Consider the following 17414-nt stretch of genomic DNA (forward strand, 5'->3'; position numbering starts at 1 on the left):
AACTGACGGATTATATACTAATCACCCTTAGTCTGTCCCAGCTTTTAGGTCTTTTAAGCGTGCACCAGTTAAAAATAGAACCACTAGGTAAACCACGGCTCCTAGAGCGATCAACATTCCTAGTACACCGCTGCGGTGAGCAAAGCTCCAATCGAGCCACACTGACATGTCTTCCAATTGCCATAAGATCGCAGCCACCATCGCCGCACCTGCAATAACCAAACGTATAATAAAGAAGACGGTTCGTTTGGTGATTTGGTATACCCCTGCGATATGTAGACCACGATACAGCAATGCCATATTCACAAACGCCGAAAGTGCCGTCGCGATAGCCAAACCAACGTAACCATAAAAGTACGCAAAAATTGCGTTAAATACCATGTTGGTCACCATCGCAATGATGCCGTACTTTACTGGCGTTTTAGTATCTTGACGCGAGTAATAACCTGGCGCGAGCACCTTAATCAGCATGAAGTTCAACAAACCTGAAGCGTAGGCAAAAAGCGACAATGATGCTTGATGTACGTCTTGAGGAGAAAATTCACCTCGCATAAACAGAACCATCAGCATAGGTTTTGCCAGTACCATCAGACCAAGCATTGCAGGAAGGCCAAGCAAGATCACCATGCGCACCCCCCAATCCATGGTTTGCGCGAAGCCTTCACTTTGTGCGTCAACGTGTTTACGTGAAAGCGCGGGTAAAATCACAGTCGCAATCGCAATACCAAACAGACCTAAAGGAAATTCCAATAAGCGGTCTGAGTAATATAGCCAGCTAATCGAACCGGTTTGCAAAAAACTGGCGATGAACGTATCAAACAACAGGTTAATCTGACTGACCGATACACCAAATAAAGCGGGGATCATCAAAGTGCGGATTTTCACTACACCCGGATCGCGCCAGCCCCATTTTGGCTTAACCATGACGCCTGCTTTAATAAGGAAGGGAATTTGGAATAAGAACTGGACCAAACCACCTAAGAAAACACCAATGGAAAGCCCTATTTCTGGCATTTCCATTTGCGGCGAGATAAACCACGCCGCCAAAATAATCATCACATTGAGGAAAACAGGGGTAAAGGAGGAGACAGCAAATTTACCTAATGTATTGAGGATAGCGCCCGATAGAGCGACAAAGGTAATGAACCATAAATAGGGAAAGGTGATTTTGAGCATCACGCTAGCAAGCTCAAACTTTGCTGCAGCCGGGCCACCATGCATCCAGTCAAGGAACCAACCAAAACCAAACACAGCAGTGACCACGCCGGAGCCTAGGACACCTAAAATGGTAACAATCGAGACTATCACCCCTAACGTACCCGCCGCGCGAGCAATGAGCTCCCGAGTTTTATCCATGTCGCCTTGAGCATGGCTTTCCGTTAAAACAGGTACAAACGCTTGGGAAAAAGCACCTTCAGCAAACAAACGTCGTAAAAAATTAGGAATTTTATTGGCGAAGAAAAAGACGTCTGCGCTTGCTCCTGCCCCCATTAAATTTGCCACTACAACATCACGAACTAGGCCAAGAACGCGGGAAATAAATGTCATAGCACTGACGATCATGCCAGACTTGAGTAGTCGTTTACTCACTGTAACCTCGGAATATCACCATAAGACAGCTAACCCTATACTGTTTCTCTGACAGGTGCTGTAAATAGACGTCAAAAATCTATCCGCGGGTTGTAAGGAATAAGTGTGCCTTTCGCGGATAATTATTAGCATTGGTATAAAAATGCTGTTAGAATCCCCGCCATCTTAACCGCGATAACCTCTCTTACCAAAATTTGTTTTGGCTTAGATCGGTTTTTGCACAAATCATTTGACATTTAAGCGCAAATGAGGGATATTCCTCGCCCTTAAATTGTCACAGAACTAAGTTTTTGGGAGTTAGACCCTTGGCAAATAGTAAATCTGCTAAGAAGCGCGCTATCCAAGCTGAGAAACGTCGTCAGCACAATGCTAGCCGTCGCTCAATGATGCGTACTTACATGAAGAAAACTGTTGCTGCTATCGAAGCAGGCGACAAAGAAGCTGCAACTGCTGCATTCGCTGTAGTTACACCTATCCTAGACCGCATGGCAACTAAAGGCCTTATTCACAAGAATAAAGCAGCTCGCCATAAGTCTCGTTTCGCTGCACAAATCAAAGCTCTTTAATAGAGTCCTGATTTTACAGTGAAGAAAAAACCGACCTTGTGTCGGTTTTTTTATATCTACAAAGTTTTCTTAATAAAAAAGCTGGCAATGCCAGCTTTTCTTTTTTCTGCACGCCTATTCAAAGGCATCTGCTTATTTACCCTATAAAGCTCAAACTGGAAAGCACCAATAAAACACTTGAGAACAAAGCAAATTGGTCGATGCGCAGCAACTCTACCATCAAAAGTTTAACGCCACTCTCAAATATTCCAACGAGTTAGATTCACAGCCTAAAATGAACGATATATTAGGTATATGTAATTAACGCTAAGCGCTTTCAGCACAATAAAGACTATGCAGTGTTTTTATTAACGCTTTCACTTCATCACTCTTTAATGTGTAGTACACGGTTTGTGCTTCTTTCCTTGTCGTGACTAGCTCATCACGGCGAAGCCAAGCAAGATGCTGAGATAATGCCGACTGGCTTAGCTCTAACTTTGCACACAGCTCTCCCACGGACAGCTCTTGGTTATGCAGCATACAAAGGATTTGTAGGCGTCTCTCGTTTGCCATCGCTTTGAGCAACACGACGGCTTTTGCGGAGTTCTGCTCCATTTCTTGTAGATTCATGTGTTGGACCTCTAGCTACAACTTACTTATTCCAACCCTGGCCAGCTTGTTGTGTTGCACTGATTTATATATCTAAGWAAMTCAAGATACACTTCCAGAGTCTTCATTATTAGAACCTCTAATTTAGTTGTTAGTGATACACCAATATTATCCACCAAAGTGGAGAATTGATGCGCCATCAATAATTAATAGTTTTGCTCACTAAAACAAGTATCTTGAGTTACTTAGGTATTATTTAGAATTATATTTTTATTGATAGTAATCTATTTATTTGCGCAACGATACGGGTTTACTCAAACATTTGACTGAAATCAGCATCACAAACATTTTTTACCGCTGGGTGTTGGATCATTCGTTCCGCAAAAATCACGTAGTACTCTTCTTTTAACCCATCGACATGACCAATTAGCTGTAGATTTCGGTCGTCCTCAATCTCCGACATGTATACGGTCGGCGCCAAGAAGATCACATCATCGTGGTACCGTGCGAAAGCCTTCATCAACGCGACATCATCAAATTCTCCCAACACATTAGGCTGAAGACCTTGACGATCAAACCACTGAATAACCTTACGCCCCATTGCTGTTCGGCTTGCAGGAATCAAAAGCTTTTTCTGTTCCAGAATCTCAGGGAAACGCACATTTTCAATTTCAGAAGAGGCGAAAAAGCTCATGCTGCTCTCACCTAGCTTTTTGCTATAAAGGCCAGGGCTTTGAGTTGAGTCAACGGGACAATCCGAGAGGATCATATCCAGCTTGTGCTGAGACAGTCGTTCAAGTAGCAATTCGTGGGTTGACTCATAACAGCGTAAATGAATACTGTTATCTTCCGGGACAGTCGTCATTAGTACTTTACTGACCAAGCGCTTAGATAACGCATCGGCTACGCCAACTTCAAACAGAATGTTCGAGTGCTGACTGTAATTGACGATATCTAACATCTCATAACTCAAACCAAACATTCGGTCGGCGTACTTAAAAACAAGTTGCCCTAACTCAGTTGGCTCAACTGTACGACCATTTCGTTTGGTTAACTTTCCTTTCATGCGTTCTTCAAGCGCTTTAATCTGCCCTGTCACGGTTTGCGGTGTCAGGAAAAGCGCATCGGCCGCTTTAGTTACAGAGCCCTGTTTGCACACCATCCAGAAATAATATAGATGGTTGTAGTTTAGATGTGACATGATCAAGTCCCGAAAAGAAAGTGATGCTTTTTATACCAAATGTGACAGAGACAAACAATAAACTCGACAAAACCATACAATACATTACAAAAACATAAGTTTTACCGAATATATAAAATTAATACTGTCATAAAAGTTGAACTGAGGCGCATTTTCTTTCTAAAGAAAACGCAATAACCACACAAAACGAAAGCCAAATTTATTCATTAAATTCAAACAGTTAAAAACCTTCATTTTTCCCTACTCACACCACTATCAAAAAGAACAATAAAAATTACTCACAGCAAGAAATCTGTAATATTACTGAAATATTTGTTCTCTAACATCGCCCGCAGTTTCAACTACAGACCGAAAAATGAACTGAAAGGTCAACGGAGAAAATTATGATGAACCAAGCTACTTCAACAGTGGCGCCAATTTCGAGCACTGCTCGTTGGTTACGCTGGGCTAACTTGGCATTCATGTTGTATCTGCTTCTTCTAGCAGTATCTATGGTTGGTAGTGGCTTCAAATGGGCAACTGGCGATCAAGCTAAGGTGCTATTTGAGTTTGCCGCTCACCCTGTTGCGGGTCTAATGATCGGCTTGGTGGCAACAGCCTTAATTCAGTCCTCAAGTACTGTAACGTCTATTATTGTAGGTTTAGTTGCAGGTGGCTTACCAGTAGAAACCGCGATTCCGATGGTGATGGGTGCCAATATTGGTACCACAGTGACCAATACGCTTGTTTCTCTTGGTCACGTACGTTGTAAAGAAGAGTTCAAACGTGCATTTGCAAGCGCAACTATTCACGACTTCTTCAACTTACTTGCTGTTGCTATTTTCCTTCCGTTGGAAATGATGTTCGGCATTTTAGAGAAAGTTTCTCATTGGCTTGTTTCTCCACTACTTGCTACTGGCGATATGAGCATTAAAGGCTTCAACTTCATTAAGCCAATAACAAAACCAGTTGTGGGTGCAATTAAAGAGCCACTTTCAACATTCGGTGATACTGTTGGTGGCATCATGCTTATCGTTTTGGGTATTGCGACAATCTTCGTTGCAATTACGGTAATGGGTAAGCTAATGAAGAGCCTAATGGTTGGCCGCGCACGTGAAATTTTGAAAAACGCGATTGGTCGTGGCCCTATTCACGGTATTGTATCGGGTTCAATCGTGACTGTGTTGGTACAATCTTCATCAACAACAACTAGCTTGATGGTTCCACTTGTGGGTACAGGCGTTCTTAAAGTTCGTGATATTTACCCATTCACGCTAGGTGCAAACATTGGTACTTGTATTACGGCGCTACTAGCAGCAACAGCCGTATCGGGTGAGTTTGCGGTATTCGCGCTTCAAATCGCTCTGGTACACCTAGTATTTAATATCATGGCAACGCTGTTTATCTTTGGTATTCCGTTCCTACGTGAAATTCCAGTGAAAGGCGCTGAGATGATTTCTGAAATGGCTATCAAGAACAAAGCTGTTGTCGGTGGCTACCTAATGTCTGTATTCGTTATTTTACCAGGCGCGATCTTAGCCCTAACGACATAACAATAACTTACATACCATCGCTTATTGTTTAGGCTCCACATTGTGGGGCCTTTTTTGCGTTAATGACGCTGTTCAAATTCGTTGTCTGGTGATAATTTGAGCCATACCAGCATACTTATGCTGGGCTACCTCATTTGGAGTCGACAACATGACGCAGCTTAATGGCACTATTTCTGATCAGCTACTCGCAATAGACGAAAACCTAACTCAACTGGTTGCTGATATTGATATCCTCAGTAGCGTGAATCCTCTCAATTATGCTCAGGAAAGAGAGCGCTTTATTAAGAACAAATACTCTCAAGAGCCTAACTTCCAATACTCAACTACCAATCTAGATACTCACAGCGCAAAGCGACGTCTGTATGAACTGCCTTTAGAAAATATTCAAGACACCCAATTACAAAAGCTGTACGCGGATGTGATTCAGTCTTACGCAGATAAATTGGATCAAGTGAATACTATCGGTACACAAGAGTTTCTTTATAACTCCTTGCGCTATTACGGAGAGCCGAGCGCCAAAGATATTGCCAACGCCCATTTCATTTTACACCTTCCCACGGAAGAAGAGAGCAAACCGCAGCATGATAGCCGTGCGATAGCACACTTCATGCAAAACTTTGCTCAACGTAATGGATACGAGTGTGAAATACAGGTGTTGGATGGGATGTTAGCAAACGCACTCGTTTCGGGGTCTCGAGTCAAAATTAACCACGCAGCATACATCACGACCGATGAGTTAGAGGCTCTCGCACATCATGAAATGGGTGTACACCTTCTTACTACGCTTAACGGTCGACAACAACCGCTAAAGGTCCTGAGCTTAGGGTGCCCAGCCAATACCAACACCCAAGAAGGGCTGGCTATATTGTGTGAATATCTGTCAGGACATTTCAGTATCAAACGCCTAAGAACCTTAGCCTTACGAGTCCTGGCGGTAGAGTCGATGATCAAGGATCGCGATTTCCGCCATACATTCATGCTATTAAAAGAACAGTATACAACGTCTGACCTTCAAGCATTTACAACGACTGCTCGTGTGTATCGAGGAGGCGGTTTGACGAAGGATTACTTGTACCTCAGAGGGTTCCGAGAGGTGCTCAATGCCTACGATAAACTGGGCAATGACTTTTCATTGTTGCTATGTGGGAAAACAGAACTGAAGTATTTTGAGCTTATTCACTCATTAGTGAGCAAACAAATATTCACCCAACCCAAGTTTATTAGCCCGGCACTGTCTGCACCGAAGCAGACCAACCCTATTCACCGCTATATTGTCAGTGCACTCAAGTAATATCTTCAAAGTACGAAAAAGCAAAAAAGCTCCATTCGGAGCTTTTTTCATATCTTGAAGAACAACACTGGTTACACTGAGAATGGGTAACGAATAGGGTCGTGATGCTCGTATCCTTCAACCCAAAAGTCATCCAGTGTGACCCATGTTTCCAGATCTTCTAGAGATTTAATCTCTGGATTGATGTGGAACGTCGGCGCCTTTAATGGTTCACGCTTCAACTGAACATCACGCATCAGTTCAAGCTGATCTTCATAAATGTGCGCATTCACAATCTTATGAAATGCCTGACCAGGTTTCTTGCCCGTGATTTGCGCCATGATCGCCAAGAACACGTAAACTTGAACCATATTGAAGTTTAAGCCAAGCGGTACATCACACGAACGCTGAGTACTGTTCAGGTAAAGCGTATCATCCAGCAATGAAAAATGGTGGCTATACATGCAAGGACGCAAGCACCCCATGTGGAATTCACCCGGGTTGTAGAAGTTCAAGATTTCACCGCGATCATCAACACTACGCGTTAAGTCATCCACTATCTTGCGTAATTGATCAACATGACCACCATCAGGCTTCGCCCATGCGCGCCCTTGGACACCGTAGACACGGCCCATGTCGTCTTCGCCCTTACGATATGGATTATTTAACCAAGCATCATTTAGGTTGGCATTGGCATCCCAGGTTTTCGTGCCCAGCTTACGAAAATCTTCCGCATTATCGTAACCACGAATATACCCTAGTAGCTCTGCAACGGCCGCTTTCCAAAAACTTTTACGTGTGGTTACCAACGGAAATTGATTGTTCGCAACATCGTAGGTTAAATCCGCGTTGATTACGGTCAGGCAGCGCTTGCCTGTACGCTCATTTTCAACCCAAACACCTTGGTCAACGATGCGTTGACACAAATCTAAATACTGTTTCACACCAATACCTTACTTCGTCTTTTGTGGTAACTCGTCTTTGTAATGACCACGTTTGTATGCCCAAACCATCATTAGGACACCGATAACCACCATTGGCAGGGATAGAATCTGTCCCATGGAAATAAAGCCACCGAATAAACCCAAATGAGCGTCTGGTTCGCGCACGTACTCAACTAGGAAGCGGAATGTACCATATCCAGCTAAAAATAGCCCTGAAACAGAACCTAGAGGACGAGGTTTCTTGATGAACCAATTCAAGATGAAGAAAAGTACGATACCTTCAAGCGCCATTTCATAAAGCTGCGATGGATGACGTGGCAGTGGACCGCCATTTGGGAAAACGATCGCCCAAGGTACATCTGTTACGCGGCCCCACAATTCGCTGTTCATGAAGTTACCTAAACGCCCCATACCCAAACCAAATGGCACAAGCGGCGCGATAAAGTCGGCAACACCGAAGAAAGTTCGCCCGTTTTTGTGTGCATACCAGAACATCGCGGTAATAACACCCAGTAAGCCCCCGTGGAAAGACATACCACCGGTCCACACTTTAAACAGATACAAAGGATCAGCCAGGAAGAGCTCAAAATTGTAGAAAAGCACGTAGCCAACACGGCCACCAATCACCACGCCAAGGAAGCCTGCGAACAACAAATCAGAAACCTGTTCTCGTGTCCAACCACTTCCCGGCTTATCCGCACGTCGGTTCGCCAACCATAGGGCGAACATAAAGCCCACAAGGTACATCAAACCGTACCAACGAACCGAAACAGGACCAATAGAGATTAAAACCGGATCAATATTGGGAAATTCAATATATCCCTGAGACATAAATCATTCTCTTCTTATCACAACAAAATAAATATACCCAAGTAACCTCTAGATGCTTGGTTCAGCGAGAATGACTTGGGTACAAACTTAGAGCAGCATGGTCGCTGCTACAAACATTAAGAACACCGCGAATATCTTTTTTAATACCGCAGTTGGAAGGTTAGTTGCCAGCTTCGCACCCACTTTTGTTGTGAGCATCGAGGCCATGGCAATCGCTAATAATGCGGGAAGATAAACATAGCCAATACTGTATGAAGGTAAGCCTTCCACTTTATAGCCATGTAAGATGAAGCCGATCATACCAGAAATAGCAATCACGCAACCACAAACGGAGGATGAGCCCACCGCTTTACGCATTTCTATCCCGTGTTTATTTAGAAATGGTACCGACAGTGAGCCACCACCAATACCAGCAAGGCTTGATACGACACCAATTCCCGTGCCATATGCAACGGTCACCGGGCTGCTCGGCATAGGTTTACTGCTCGTAACTTTAATGGAACGAAACATTTGTACTGACAGGCAAAGAACAATGACACCAAATACTTTCGGCAAGTAGTGCGTAGGGATCCACTCAGCAATATTGGCACCGACAAAACCACCTATAACCACACCTGGCATCAACCATTTTACGACGAACATATCGACATTGCCGAGCTTAAGGTGATTCATCGCCGATGAGCCTGACGTGACAATAATACTCGCTAACGAAGTGGCTAAGGCCATGTGCATACTCATTTCTGGAGAGATCCCAGCAAGAGGAAGCAAATACAACAAGGCAGGAACAACAATCAAACCACCACCGATACCGAGTAACCCCGCCATCACACCCACAAAAGCGCCTAGCGCCAACAATAACAAAAATAAAGAGACGGTCACGATTTCCTACTTTTTACCTGCACGGATAAAGCCCGCAAAACCCTGTTGGATGAAGAAGTCATGCATCATTTGATGAATGTCCTCCCCGTAGGACTTTGTCATTGCTTGCTCCGCTAATTTTTCTAATTCTTCTTGTTGGCTATGACGAATCAAATATTTCACCTTAGCCACGTTGGAGGTGTTCATACTCAAACTGGTATACCCTAACCCAAGTAAGAGAAGAGCGCCAAATGGGTCGCCAGCTAACTCACCACAAATACACACTGGCACCTGATACTTATCGCACACGTCATGGATTTGCTTAAGCGCTAGCAGTACCGCAGGATGCATAGATTCATAGACATCCGCGACGCGGGAATTGTTCCTATCAACTGCTAATAAATACTGGGTTAAATCGTTTGTCCCGACAGAAACAAAATCAACACGGTGAGCAATCGTTGGCAATAAATACACCATTGATGGCACTTCGATCATGACCCCAACTTGTGGGAACTGAATTCTATCATCAAGCAACACGGCTTCGCTGTGGGCTTGATTGATCAAGCTAATGGCATCGTCTAGCTCTTTTACCCCAGACACCATTGGCAACAAAATACTTAAGTTACCGCTTTCTGCACTCGCCCTTAACATTGCACGCAGCTGGATCAAGAAAATATCTGGGTGATCTAATGTAAAACGAATGCCACGCCAGCCTAGAAACGGATTATCTTCTTCGATCGGCAAATATGGCAAAGGTTTGTCACCACCAATATCCAAAGTGCGCATCACCACTCGTTGATTCGGATAACTGTTGAGTATCGCTTGGTATTGATGATACTGCTCATCTTCTGACGGAAAGTGATGCTGAAGTAAAAATGCAATCTCAGTTCGGTACAACCCAACTCCATCAACACCTGTATTGATGGCAATATTACTGTCTGCACTGAGCCCCGCATTGAGCATAATTTCGATGTGGTGATTGTCTTGCGTAACCGCTGGGAGTGCTAGGTCCTTGTTTACCATTGCAAACAATTCTGACTCTTCACTCACTAAGCTGCGATACTCTCGCAATAATTGACGGTTTGGCTCTAGGAAGATCTCGCCCGTATAACCATCCACTATCCCGAGTTTGCCATTGACCACATCCGGGTTAATGTTGGCGCCCATGACTGCGGGAACTCCAAGTGCGCGAGACAAAATAGCCGCATGAGAGTTCGCGCCACCTTCTAGTGACACGACGGCTAACAAAAATTCTTTAGGTACAGACGCGAGCAAGGTGGCTGTGAGTTCATTCGCCACCAAAATAATGGGACGATCAATTGCAGAATTTTCTTGCTCACTGTTATGTAGAAAATAGAGCAGCCTTTGCCCTAACTCTCGGATGTCTTGCGCTCTCTCGCGCATGTAGACATCCGACATTCTGGCAAATCGATTCGAGTATGATTCTACCACTTGGCGTAACGCCCAGTCTGCCCTATCTCCTTTTTCAATCTGCTTCTTCAAATCACCGCGAAGCATCGGGTCATTGAGTAAGTGCGTAAACAGATCGAAGATCGCCAGCGCATCTTTGTTGATTTCACTGTCCAGCTTTTTCCGCATACGGCGAAAATCATTTAACGCTCGCTCTATGGCCACCAGCAATGTCTCGTGCTCACGTTCCTTATCTAACGTGGACGATGGGAAAACATCCGATAAACTCGGTTGGGTATTGTCGAACCAAAACTCTCCAATCGCGACACCAGTAGATGCAGGCAAACCTTTTAATACCGTGGGTTTAGATGCCAACTGCCAATGCCCAAGATTCTGCGCATGCGCAATAAGCACTGCTAGCTGAGCGGACAACGTGACAAGAAACGACTCTTCCATTTCACTGAACAAGCGCGGTGTTTTTTGCTGGATCACCAACACACCTAAAACTTGTTTTCGATGAATGATTGGAGTGGCTAAAAAGGAGTGGTAAATCTGTTCGCCGAGTTGAGGGAAGAATTTAAACTCGGGATGTTTTGAGGCTTCGGCAAGGTTGAGTGGCTCTGCGCTTCGTTTAACCAACCCAACCAAGCCTTCATTGAAGTTGATATGAATACTATCACCTTCAAAAATAAGGCCTTGAGTTGCCATTAACTCAAGGCGCTGCATTTCTTCATTAGCAAGATAGATAGTACAGCACTCAGTGCGAAGGGCAGCACAAGTCTCTTTCACCAATATATCGAGTGCCAGATGCACATCATCGACCCTGGAGACTTTCTCAACTATTTCCCTTAGCTGACTGAGCATGATTATCCTCTACGTTGCTTTTTTCTTTTCCCTTTCGCTTTTCTCTCTCGAAAAGGCATGGCTAAGGATGCAAACTCTTTCATCGCTCGTCGATAAACATCTCGCTTGAAAGAAACAACTTGCCTAACTGGATACCAGTAACTCACCCAGCGCCAACCATCAAATTCAGGGGATTTTCCGCGTTGCATATTAATACGAGATTCATCGCATTCTAATCTCAGCAGAAACCATTTCTGTTTTTGGCCGATACAAACAGGCTTGGAGTCCCAACGCACCAATCGCTTTGGTAGCTTATATCTTAACCAATGACGACTTGTTGCAATGATCTTAACGTCTTTTTTCGTTAAACCGACTTCTTCGTATAACTCCCTAAACATGGCTTGTTCAGGGGTTTCACCTTCGTCAATCCCACCTTGTGGAAATTGCCATGAGTGTTGCCCGTATCGTTTAGCCCAGAAGACCTGACCATGGTTATTACATATCACAATACCAACATTAAGTCGGTAACCATCGCCATCTATCACTGGCTAACCTCTATGAATAAATTTTTTATTACCGTGATTTTTCCACATATCCCCATTACTAGCAAACTTACTGATGTGATATGAGCAAGATTTATTACCTTTTCACCATATTTGGATATCTTTTAATCAAGCCATAGCTTATCAACACAAGAGTGAGACATTGCCCACATTTATTCACCTTTTCTGTGAATAACTTTGTGAAGAATTCAATTCAAATGAGTAATTCTGTTCAACCCCATCACAAGCAAAACAAATAAAGAAACAAGAAAACAAATATAAAACATTGATAAAAAAGTCTTTATTTTAAAAAATAGCGATAAATCGATCTTCAGTTTCTTGATGATCTTTTCACCAAACTCAGATCGGTCAAAGATCCACCAATAGGCTATTTATCCACACTCACCTGCTATTCGTTTAGATGATTACAACAAAATCAACCCCAAAAATGCATTTTAACCCCTGTTTATTCATACAGACCCCGTCAGGATCTTATCAATACCTTCTCCACCTGTGGATAAGTTATGAATTGATCGTTCTTACACCGCCTCGGTGAAATCTTAAACAGTAGATTTGGCCGGAGTTTGATAAACTATATTTTTTGTAATACCACCTTGTGACTATGAAACCAGAACCACAAACAGAAGCAGAGCTATTGGAACGAGCGCATGATATGGCAGGACTTAGCTTTGCAGAGCTGGCCGCCGAGGCGAATATGATTGTTCCTGAAAACTTAAAACGTGATAAAGGTTGGGTGGGTCAATTACTCGAATGGCACTTGGGCGCCCCAGCAGGCAGTAAACCTCAACAAGATTTCGCTAAGCTAGGGATCGAGTTGAAAAGTATTCCGATCAGTTACTCTGGCAAACCTTTAGAAACAACCTTTGTTTCTGTAGCTCCCCTCACTGGTGTTCATGGTCTTACATGGGAAACAAGTCATGTTCGAAACAAGCTATCTCGTGTGCTTTGGGTACCAGTGGAAGGGGAACGAGAAATTCCACTTGCAGAAAGACGTGTTGGTAGCCCACTGATTTGGTCACCAGACGACGAAGAAGAGCGTATTTTACGAAACGACTGGGAAGAGCTAATGGAGATGATCGTCTTGGGGAAATTTGATCAAATTTCCGCCAGACACGGAGAAGCGCTGCATCTTCGCCCTAAAGCCGCGAATGCAAAAGCACTCACCGAAGCATACAGCTCAAATGGCAAGCCGATAAAAACTCTGCCCCGAGGTTTTTACCTCAGAACACAGTTTACTGAGCAGATCTTACTCAAGCACTACATCAGCACGCCATCTGAGTAATGTTGTTTCCACCATTTAGTGCGTCACGAGCGATAACTCGATATCACAGTACGAGGCTGCCTCTTCAGTGCCACATTCGTCATACGCATTGTGCAGCCTTAAGTACGCTTTATCTACCCCTAACCTCAGCAGCTCTTCTTTCACCAAATCTAGCGAACCGAAATGTATCGGATCTTCACCGTCTTTAATCGGCTCAAGTTGATGCTTGTACTCCACTGCTAGCAAATAGTCAGAGACATCAGAACACCCAATCACAAATACTTTGGGAGTTTTATAAGTATCTTTATGGGGACCGTGTAACCACATGTCCAATTGATGCTTCTGCATAACGTACCTCCTTTACACGATCATTTAAGTGTAGTTAGGCTATGTATAGCTTTCGAGTTTGGTCTTCCTTTATACGTAAATCATTTGCGATAGCGGTTAAAAATCCCCTATATTGGAATCACTTATTTAGTCGGTAACTCTTCAAGGACGTGATATGCAATACACAAAACTACCGCACTCATCACTTGAGATCAGTAAAATCTGCCTCGGAACCATGACGTTTGGCGAGCAAAATACAGAAAAGGACGCCTTTGAACAGCTCGACTTTGCCCTTGATCATGGGGTGAATTTCATTGATACCGCAGAGATGTACCCTGTACCTCCCAAAGCGGAAACGCAAGGACTCACCGAGCAATACATCGGGAATTGGTTAGCAAAGAGCGGCAAACGTGAAAAAGTTGTGCTGGCAACAAAAGTGGCTGGCCCTCGCGGTGTCCCTCACATCCGAGACAACATGAGCCTTAATCGTCGCCACATCCATACAGCAATTGATGACAGCCTTAACCGCCTGCAAACGGATTATGTCGATTTATACCAATTACATTGGCCTCAACGTCAAACTAACTGCTTTGGTCAACTCAACTACCCTTACCCAGACAAGCAAGAAGAAGTCACATTAATTGAAACCTTGGAAGCGCTGACTGAGCTAGTGAATGCAGGCAAAGTACGCTACATCGGTGTATCAAACGAAACGCCATGGGGTGTGATGTCATTACTGCGTTTAGCTGAAAAGCATGATTTGCCACGCATTGTCTCGATTCAAAACCCATATAACTTGTTGAACCGCAGCTTTGAAGTGGGCTTGTCTGAAATCAGCCACTATGAAGGTGTCCAGTTACTGGCCTACTCTCCACTGGCATTTGGCTGCCTAAGCGGCAAATACTTGAATGGTGAGAGACCAGAGGGTGCTCGATGCACGAAGTGGGAGCGTTTTGCGCGCTACTTTACTCCTCAGGGGATAAAAGCGACCGAAGCTTACGTCAATTTAGCCCAAGAGCATGGTTTGGATCCTGCACAAATGGCACTTGCATTTGTCAATCAGCGCCCATTTGTAGCATCTAATATTATCGGCGCGACCAACCTCAACCAATTAAAAGCCAACATCGACAGTATCGATCTAAAACTAAGCGATGAGCTCCTTACTGAGATTCAAGCAATTGGTACAACCTACTCGAACCCTTGCCCTTAACAGTAAAGCTCCCCTCAAACGAAAACAGCTGACCTTSAAGGTCAGCTGTTTATCAAATGAAGTATGCCTTCATATCGCACGTTAAGCGTGTTGAATGACTCGATAGCAACTCAGTCAGTCCAACACGCTAACGATTACGTCATTATTCGCGACGTTAAAACTCGACGAAGGTGACGAACTCGACGTTCAACTTTTACTGCATCCGGAACATTGGCGCGTGTGGAACGACCATCGCTATCTAAACCAATATCCCTCAATAGATGAACATTCGTCCATGGAACATCATGAGCAGTGCGGCGTATGGTTCGCTGCCATTGCTTTTCTTCGCGTTTAAGGTCTGCTTTCAATAGCAAAGTTGCCAGTTGTAGGTAAATAGAGTGACGCATAATATTTTCTCCGATTATCGATGTATTCGACTGGGAAAAATAGTGCGTAAAATGAACAGAGGCGCTCTGTTGATACTAAGCCGCTACTTTTCCGCAGCCTAGTAATAAATAAGATAGGTTACGGATTAATTTTTATCTTGTGAGCCAGTGGTATTGGTATCATCCGACTTAAGAGTCATCGGAGCGATAGGCATACGATCAGCGCAAGCAGTGGTGTTAACAACGTAATGTTTCATCTTGCGCCTCCTAGCTAAAAATTAATCCGTTTATGAAAGGTATAACTCATTGAGTTACGGTTAAATTGTAAGCTTTGATGAATATATATCAAACATTTTTTGTCTTTTTGATTAAAAACAAATCAATACACCGCAATTCAGTTTCATATACTTTTCTATATAACATATTCACCTAGGGAATATATGAAATTACGGATTTTATAAATCAAACTGAATACAAAAACAAAAAGAGCGGCTTTGTAGCCACTCCTTCACTGATATTCATTCACCAATTTAACTTCAGAAAGAACAAATTACATGGCTTGATCGGAAATCAAATTATGTTTGTTCAGTAGTCGATACATGGTCGCGCGTGAAACACCAAGCTCCTTCGCCGCATTCGAAACTTGACCAGAATGAGATTCCAAAACAACCAGTAACGCGTCACGCTCACTCTTCTCACGAATCGATTTCAAACTACGCTTTGAGTCATTACGCTGAGGCAAATCTAGGTGATGCTCTTCAATCATTACGCTGTCAGACATCAGAACCGCTCGTTTCACTTGATTCATCAACTCACGTACGTTACCTGGCCAGAAATAACGTGTCAGTGCCTTGAGTGCATCCTCAGAAAAGCTTTTTGCTTGCGAGTTATACTCTTTAGAAAACTCTTGTAAGTAGTAGCGCGCTAACAAAGAAATATCGCTCGCGCGCTCTTTTAAGCTCGGGACATTAATGCGTAATACGTTAATGTAGTGGTAAAGCTCTTCATTAAAATCTCCGTCAATCAAAGCTTTTTCAACATCTGACGAGTTAGCAGCAAGAATGCGTACGTTAACCGCTTTTACGCCATCTTTGGTATCAATGGTGCCTTCTTGCAAGAATCTCAGCAGATTCATTTGTTGCTCTTTTGAGATGGTAAGAATGTCATTAAACAACACGGTGCCGCCATCTGCTTGTTCGAGCATACATGCTTCCATATCTTCATCGGCGTTAATACCAAATACTTCCGCCTGGAAACGTTGCTCATTGAGCGCGCGACAGTTAATTGCCATAAACGGTTTATGAGAACGTGAAGAGACTTTGTGGATAGCGCGAGCAACCGCTTCTTTACCTGTACCACTTTCCCCAGAAATCAGAATACTGACGTCCGTCGGACCGATTCGCTTTACTTGATCGCGTAAACGCTTCATCGGGATAGATTCACCGATCAGCCCCATATCTAAGCTGCTACCAAAACTAGGCCAAACTTTTTTCTCCAACTTGAGCATACCAAGCTGGTGACCAATCGTGCTTAAAAGCTGGGCATCCGGGATTGGCGCAGTGAAAAAGTCGATACAAAAGTTAACAATGAACTGGCATATGGTGTCGGTGCCAAGCTGAGATTCACGAATAAACGCTAACCAACGCACGTGTTTGTGAGAACTGACTAAGTTCGCCAAACCGTTCAAGCTGAATTCGTCATGGCTGAGATCGACAATACCGATACATGGACCAATATCCTCTAACAACGTATTAGCTTTGCGTAAGTCACCCACTTGGTGACACTTCCAGCCCACTTGCTCAAGTACTGATAACCAAGGCTCATAAGTACCGCCAACTACCACAAGCGATCCCGGGATGGAATCCATCTTAAACTGCCCAGCCATTCTCTAACCCTTTTTCATTGTTAATAGAAATTTTGCGCCACAAACCTATCTTTGCGAGCGGGTAACATTATCGAGACTCCGCGCCCCCACGTCTGTCTCAGTATTAAGACTATGCAATAGATTGAGATTTGGCGAATGTTTATTTGCATATCCTATTAAAAAGCAAATGC

General features: G+C 43.7%; 16 protein-coding genes. 5 read left to right on the plus strand and 11 right to left on the minus strand.

The annotated features are described in order from the left end of the window. Positions 1 to 27: 27 nt before the first annotated feature. Complete coding sequence (gene murJ / locus R2S67_RS11485) at positions 28 to 1590, minus strand: murein biosynthesis integral membrane protein MurJ (protein ID WP_074192056.1); 1563 nt, start codon at positions 1588 to 1590, stop codon at positions 28 to 30. 305 nt (positions 1591 to 1895) lie between these two features. Between murJ and rpsT the strand changes: the two genes are divergently transcribed. Continuing rightward, the gene (gene rpsT / locus R2S67_RS11490; protein ID WP_005381938.1) at positions 1896 to 2156 is read left to right on the plus strand and encodes a 30S ribosomal protein S20; all 261 of its coding nucleotides are present in this window, start codon (positions 1896 to 1898) and stop codon (positions 2154 to 2156) included. Positions 2157 to 2462: 306 nt separating this feature from the next. Here the strand turns inward: rpsT and R2S67_RS11495 are convergent, their stop codons facing one another. Beyond that, a complete protein-coding gene (locus R2S67_RS11495) occupies positions 2463 to 2765 on the minus strand; it encodes an ArsR/SmtB family transcription factor (protein WP_005397309.1) in 303 nt (100 codons plus the stop codon). A 289-nt stretch (positions 2766 to 3054) separates the two neighbouring features. Continuing rightward, the gene (nhaR, locus tag R2S67_RS11500) at positions 3055 to 3945 is read right to left on the minus strand and encodes a transcriptional activator NhaR (protein ID WP_005381942.1); all 891 of its coding nucleotides are present in this window, start codon (positions 3943 to 3945) and stop codon (positions 3055 to 3057) included. Between the two features lie 386 nt (positions 3946 to 4331). Between nhaR and R2S67_RS11505 the strand changes: the two genes are divergently transcribed. After that, complete coding sequence (locus tag R2S67_RS11505; RefSeq protein WP_031780616.1) at positions 4332 to 5477, plus strand: Na/Pi symporter; 1146 nt, start codon at positions 4332 to 4334, stop codon at positions 5475 to 5477. Positions 5478 to 5625: 148 nt separating this feature from the next. Next, positions 5626 to 6768, plus strand: coding sequence for a flavohemoglobin expression-modulating QEGLA motif protein (locus tag R2S67_RS11510; RefSeq protein ID WP_258681459.1), 1143 nt, complete (start codon positions 5626 to 5628; stop codon positions 6766 to 6768). A gap of 71 nt (positions 6769 to 6839) precedes the next feature. Here the strand turns inward: R2S67_RS11510 and R2S67_RS11515 are convergent, their stop codons facing one another. The 5 genes from R2S67_RS11515 to rppH all read right to left on the minus strand — a co-directional run bounded on the left by R2S67_RS11515 (position 6840) and on the right by rppH (position 12178). Continuing rightward, positions 6840 to 7691 (minus strand): thymidylate synthase, encoded by an 852-nt coding sequence (locus R2S67_RS11515; protein WP_104969081.1) that lies wholly within the window; start codon positions 7689 to 7691, stop codon positions 6840 to 6842. A 9-nt stretch (positions 7692 to 7700) separates the two neighbouring features. Beyond that, entirely contained in the window at positions 7701 to 8522 is an 822-nt protein-coding gene (gene lgt / locus R2S67_RS11520) for a prolipoprotein diacylglyceryl transferase (RefSeq protein ID WP_005381948.1), read from the minus strand. An 87-nt stretch (positions 8523 to 8609) separates the two neighbouring features. Then, positions 8610 to 9401, minus strand: a complete 792-nt coding sequence (locus tag R2S67_RS11525; RefSeq protein WP_006743341.1) for a sulfite exporter TauE/SafE family protein — start codon at positions 9399 to 9401, stop codon at positions 8610 to 8612. A 6-nt stretch (positions 9402 to 9407) separates the two neighbouring features. Then, complete coding sequence (gene ptsP / locus R2S67_RS11530; protein ID WP_047009107.1) at positions 9408 to 11654, minus strand: phosphoenolpyruvate--protein phosphotransferase; 2247 nt, start codon at positions 11652 to 11654, stop codon at positions 9408 to 9410. A gap of 2 nt (positions 11655 to 11656) precedes the next feature. Continuing rightward, on the minus strand, positions 11657 to 12178 hold the full coding sequence (rppH, locus tag R2S67_RS11535) for an RNA pyrophosphohydrolase (protein WP_005381953.1): 522 nt from the start codon (positions 12176 to 12178) through the stop codon (positions 11657 to 11659). A 619-nt stretch (positions 12179 to 12797) separates the two neighbouring features. Here rppH and mutH point away from each other — a divergent pair. Continuing rightward, positions 12798 to 13478 (plus strand): DNA mismatch repair endonuclease MutH, encoded by a 681-nt coding sequence (gene mutH / locus R2S67_RS11540; protein WP_047009106.1) that lies wholly within the window; start codon positions 12798 to 12800, stop codon positions 13476 to 13478. Between the two features lie 15 nt (positions 13479 to 13493). Here mutH and R2S67_RS11545 read toward each other — a convergent pair whose 3' ends face one another. Continuing rightward, positions 13494 to 13805 (minus strand): DUF6482 family protein, encoded by a 312-nt coding sequence (locus R2S67_RS11545; RefSeq protein ID WP_005397320.1) that lies wholly within the window; start codon positions 13803 to 13805, stop codon positions 13494 to 13496. 154 nt (positions 13806 to 13959) lie between these two features. Here R2S67_RS11545 and R2S67_RS11550 point away from each other — a divergent pair, with 154 nt between their 5' ends. Beyond that, complete coding sequence (locus R2S67_RS11550; RefSeq protein ID WP_114323167.1) at positions 13960 to 14994, plus strand: NADP(H)-dependent aldo-keto reductase; 1035 nt, start codon at positions 13960 to 13962, stop codon at positions 14992 to 14994. Positions 14995 to 15128: 134 nt separating this feature from the next. Here R2S67_RS11550 and R2S67_RS11555 read toward each other — a convergent pair whose 3' ends face one another. Beyond that, complete coding sequence (locus tag R2S67_RS11555) at positions 15129 to 15380, minus strand: hypothetical protein (protein WP_005397324.1); 252 nt, start codon at positions 15378 to 15380, stop codon at positions 15129 to 15131. 529 nt (positions 15381 to 15909) lie between these two features. After that, entirely contained in the window at positions 15910 to 17244 is a 1335-nt protein-coding gene (gene vpsR, locus R2S67_RS11560) for a cyclic-di-GMP-binding transcriptional regulator VpsR (protein WP_046873964.1), read from the minus strand. Positions 17245 to 17414: the final 170 nt, after the last annotated feature.

Origin of the sequence: Vibrio sp. T13N (assembly GCF_032970445.1) — a bacterium.
In the GTDB taxonomy this organism is placed as follows: Bacteria; Pseudomonadota; Gammaproteobacteria; order Enterobacterales; family Vibrionaceae; genus Vibrio; species Vibrio diabolicus.

Bases quoted from the DNA above. Each gene is read 5' to 3' on its own strand.
- lgt (WP_005381948.1), bottom strand. From the start codon at position 8,522: ATGTCTCAGGGATATATTGAATTTCCCAATATTGATCCGGTTTTAATC.
- R2S67_RS11510 (WP_258681459.1), top strand. From the start codon at position 5,626: ATGACGCAGCTTAATGGCACTATTTCTGATCAGCTACTCGCAATAGAC.
- ptsP (WP_047009107.1), bottom strand. From the start codon at position 11,654: ATGCTCAGTCAGCTAAGGGAAATAGTTGAGAAAGTCTCCAGGGTCGAT.
- vpsR (WP_046873964.1), bottom strand. From the start codon at position 17,244: ATGGCTGGGCAGTTTAAGATGGATTCCATCCCGGGATCGCTTGTGGTA.
- R2S67_RS11550 (WP_114323167.1), top strand. From the start codon at position 13,960: ATGCAATACACAAAACTACCGCACTCATCACTTGAGATCAGTAAAATC.
- R2S67_RS11555 (WP_005397324.1), bottom strand. From the start codon at position 15,380: ATGCGTCACTCTATTTACCTACAACTGGCAACTTTGCTATTGAAAGCA.
- R2S67_RS11495 (WP_005397309.1), bottom strand. From the start codon at position 2,765: ATGAATCTACAAGAAATGGAGCAGAACTCCGCAAAAGCCGTCGTGTTG.
- R2S67_RS11545 (WP_005397320.1), bottom strand. From the start codon at position 13,805: ATGCAGAAGCATCAATTGGACATGTGGTTACACGGTCCCCATAAAGAT.
- mutH (WP_047009106.1), top strand. From the start codon at position 12,798: ATGAAACCAGAACCACAAACAGAAGCAGAGCTATTGGAACGAGCGCAT.
- nhaR (WP_005381942.1), bottom strand. From the start codon at position 3,945: ATGTCACATCTAAACTACAACCATCTATATTATTTCTGGATGGTGTGC.
- R2S67_RS11505 (WP_031780616.1), top strand. From the start codon at position 4,332: ATGAACCAAGCTACTTCAACAGTGGCGCCAATTTCGAGCACTGCTCGT.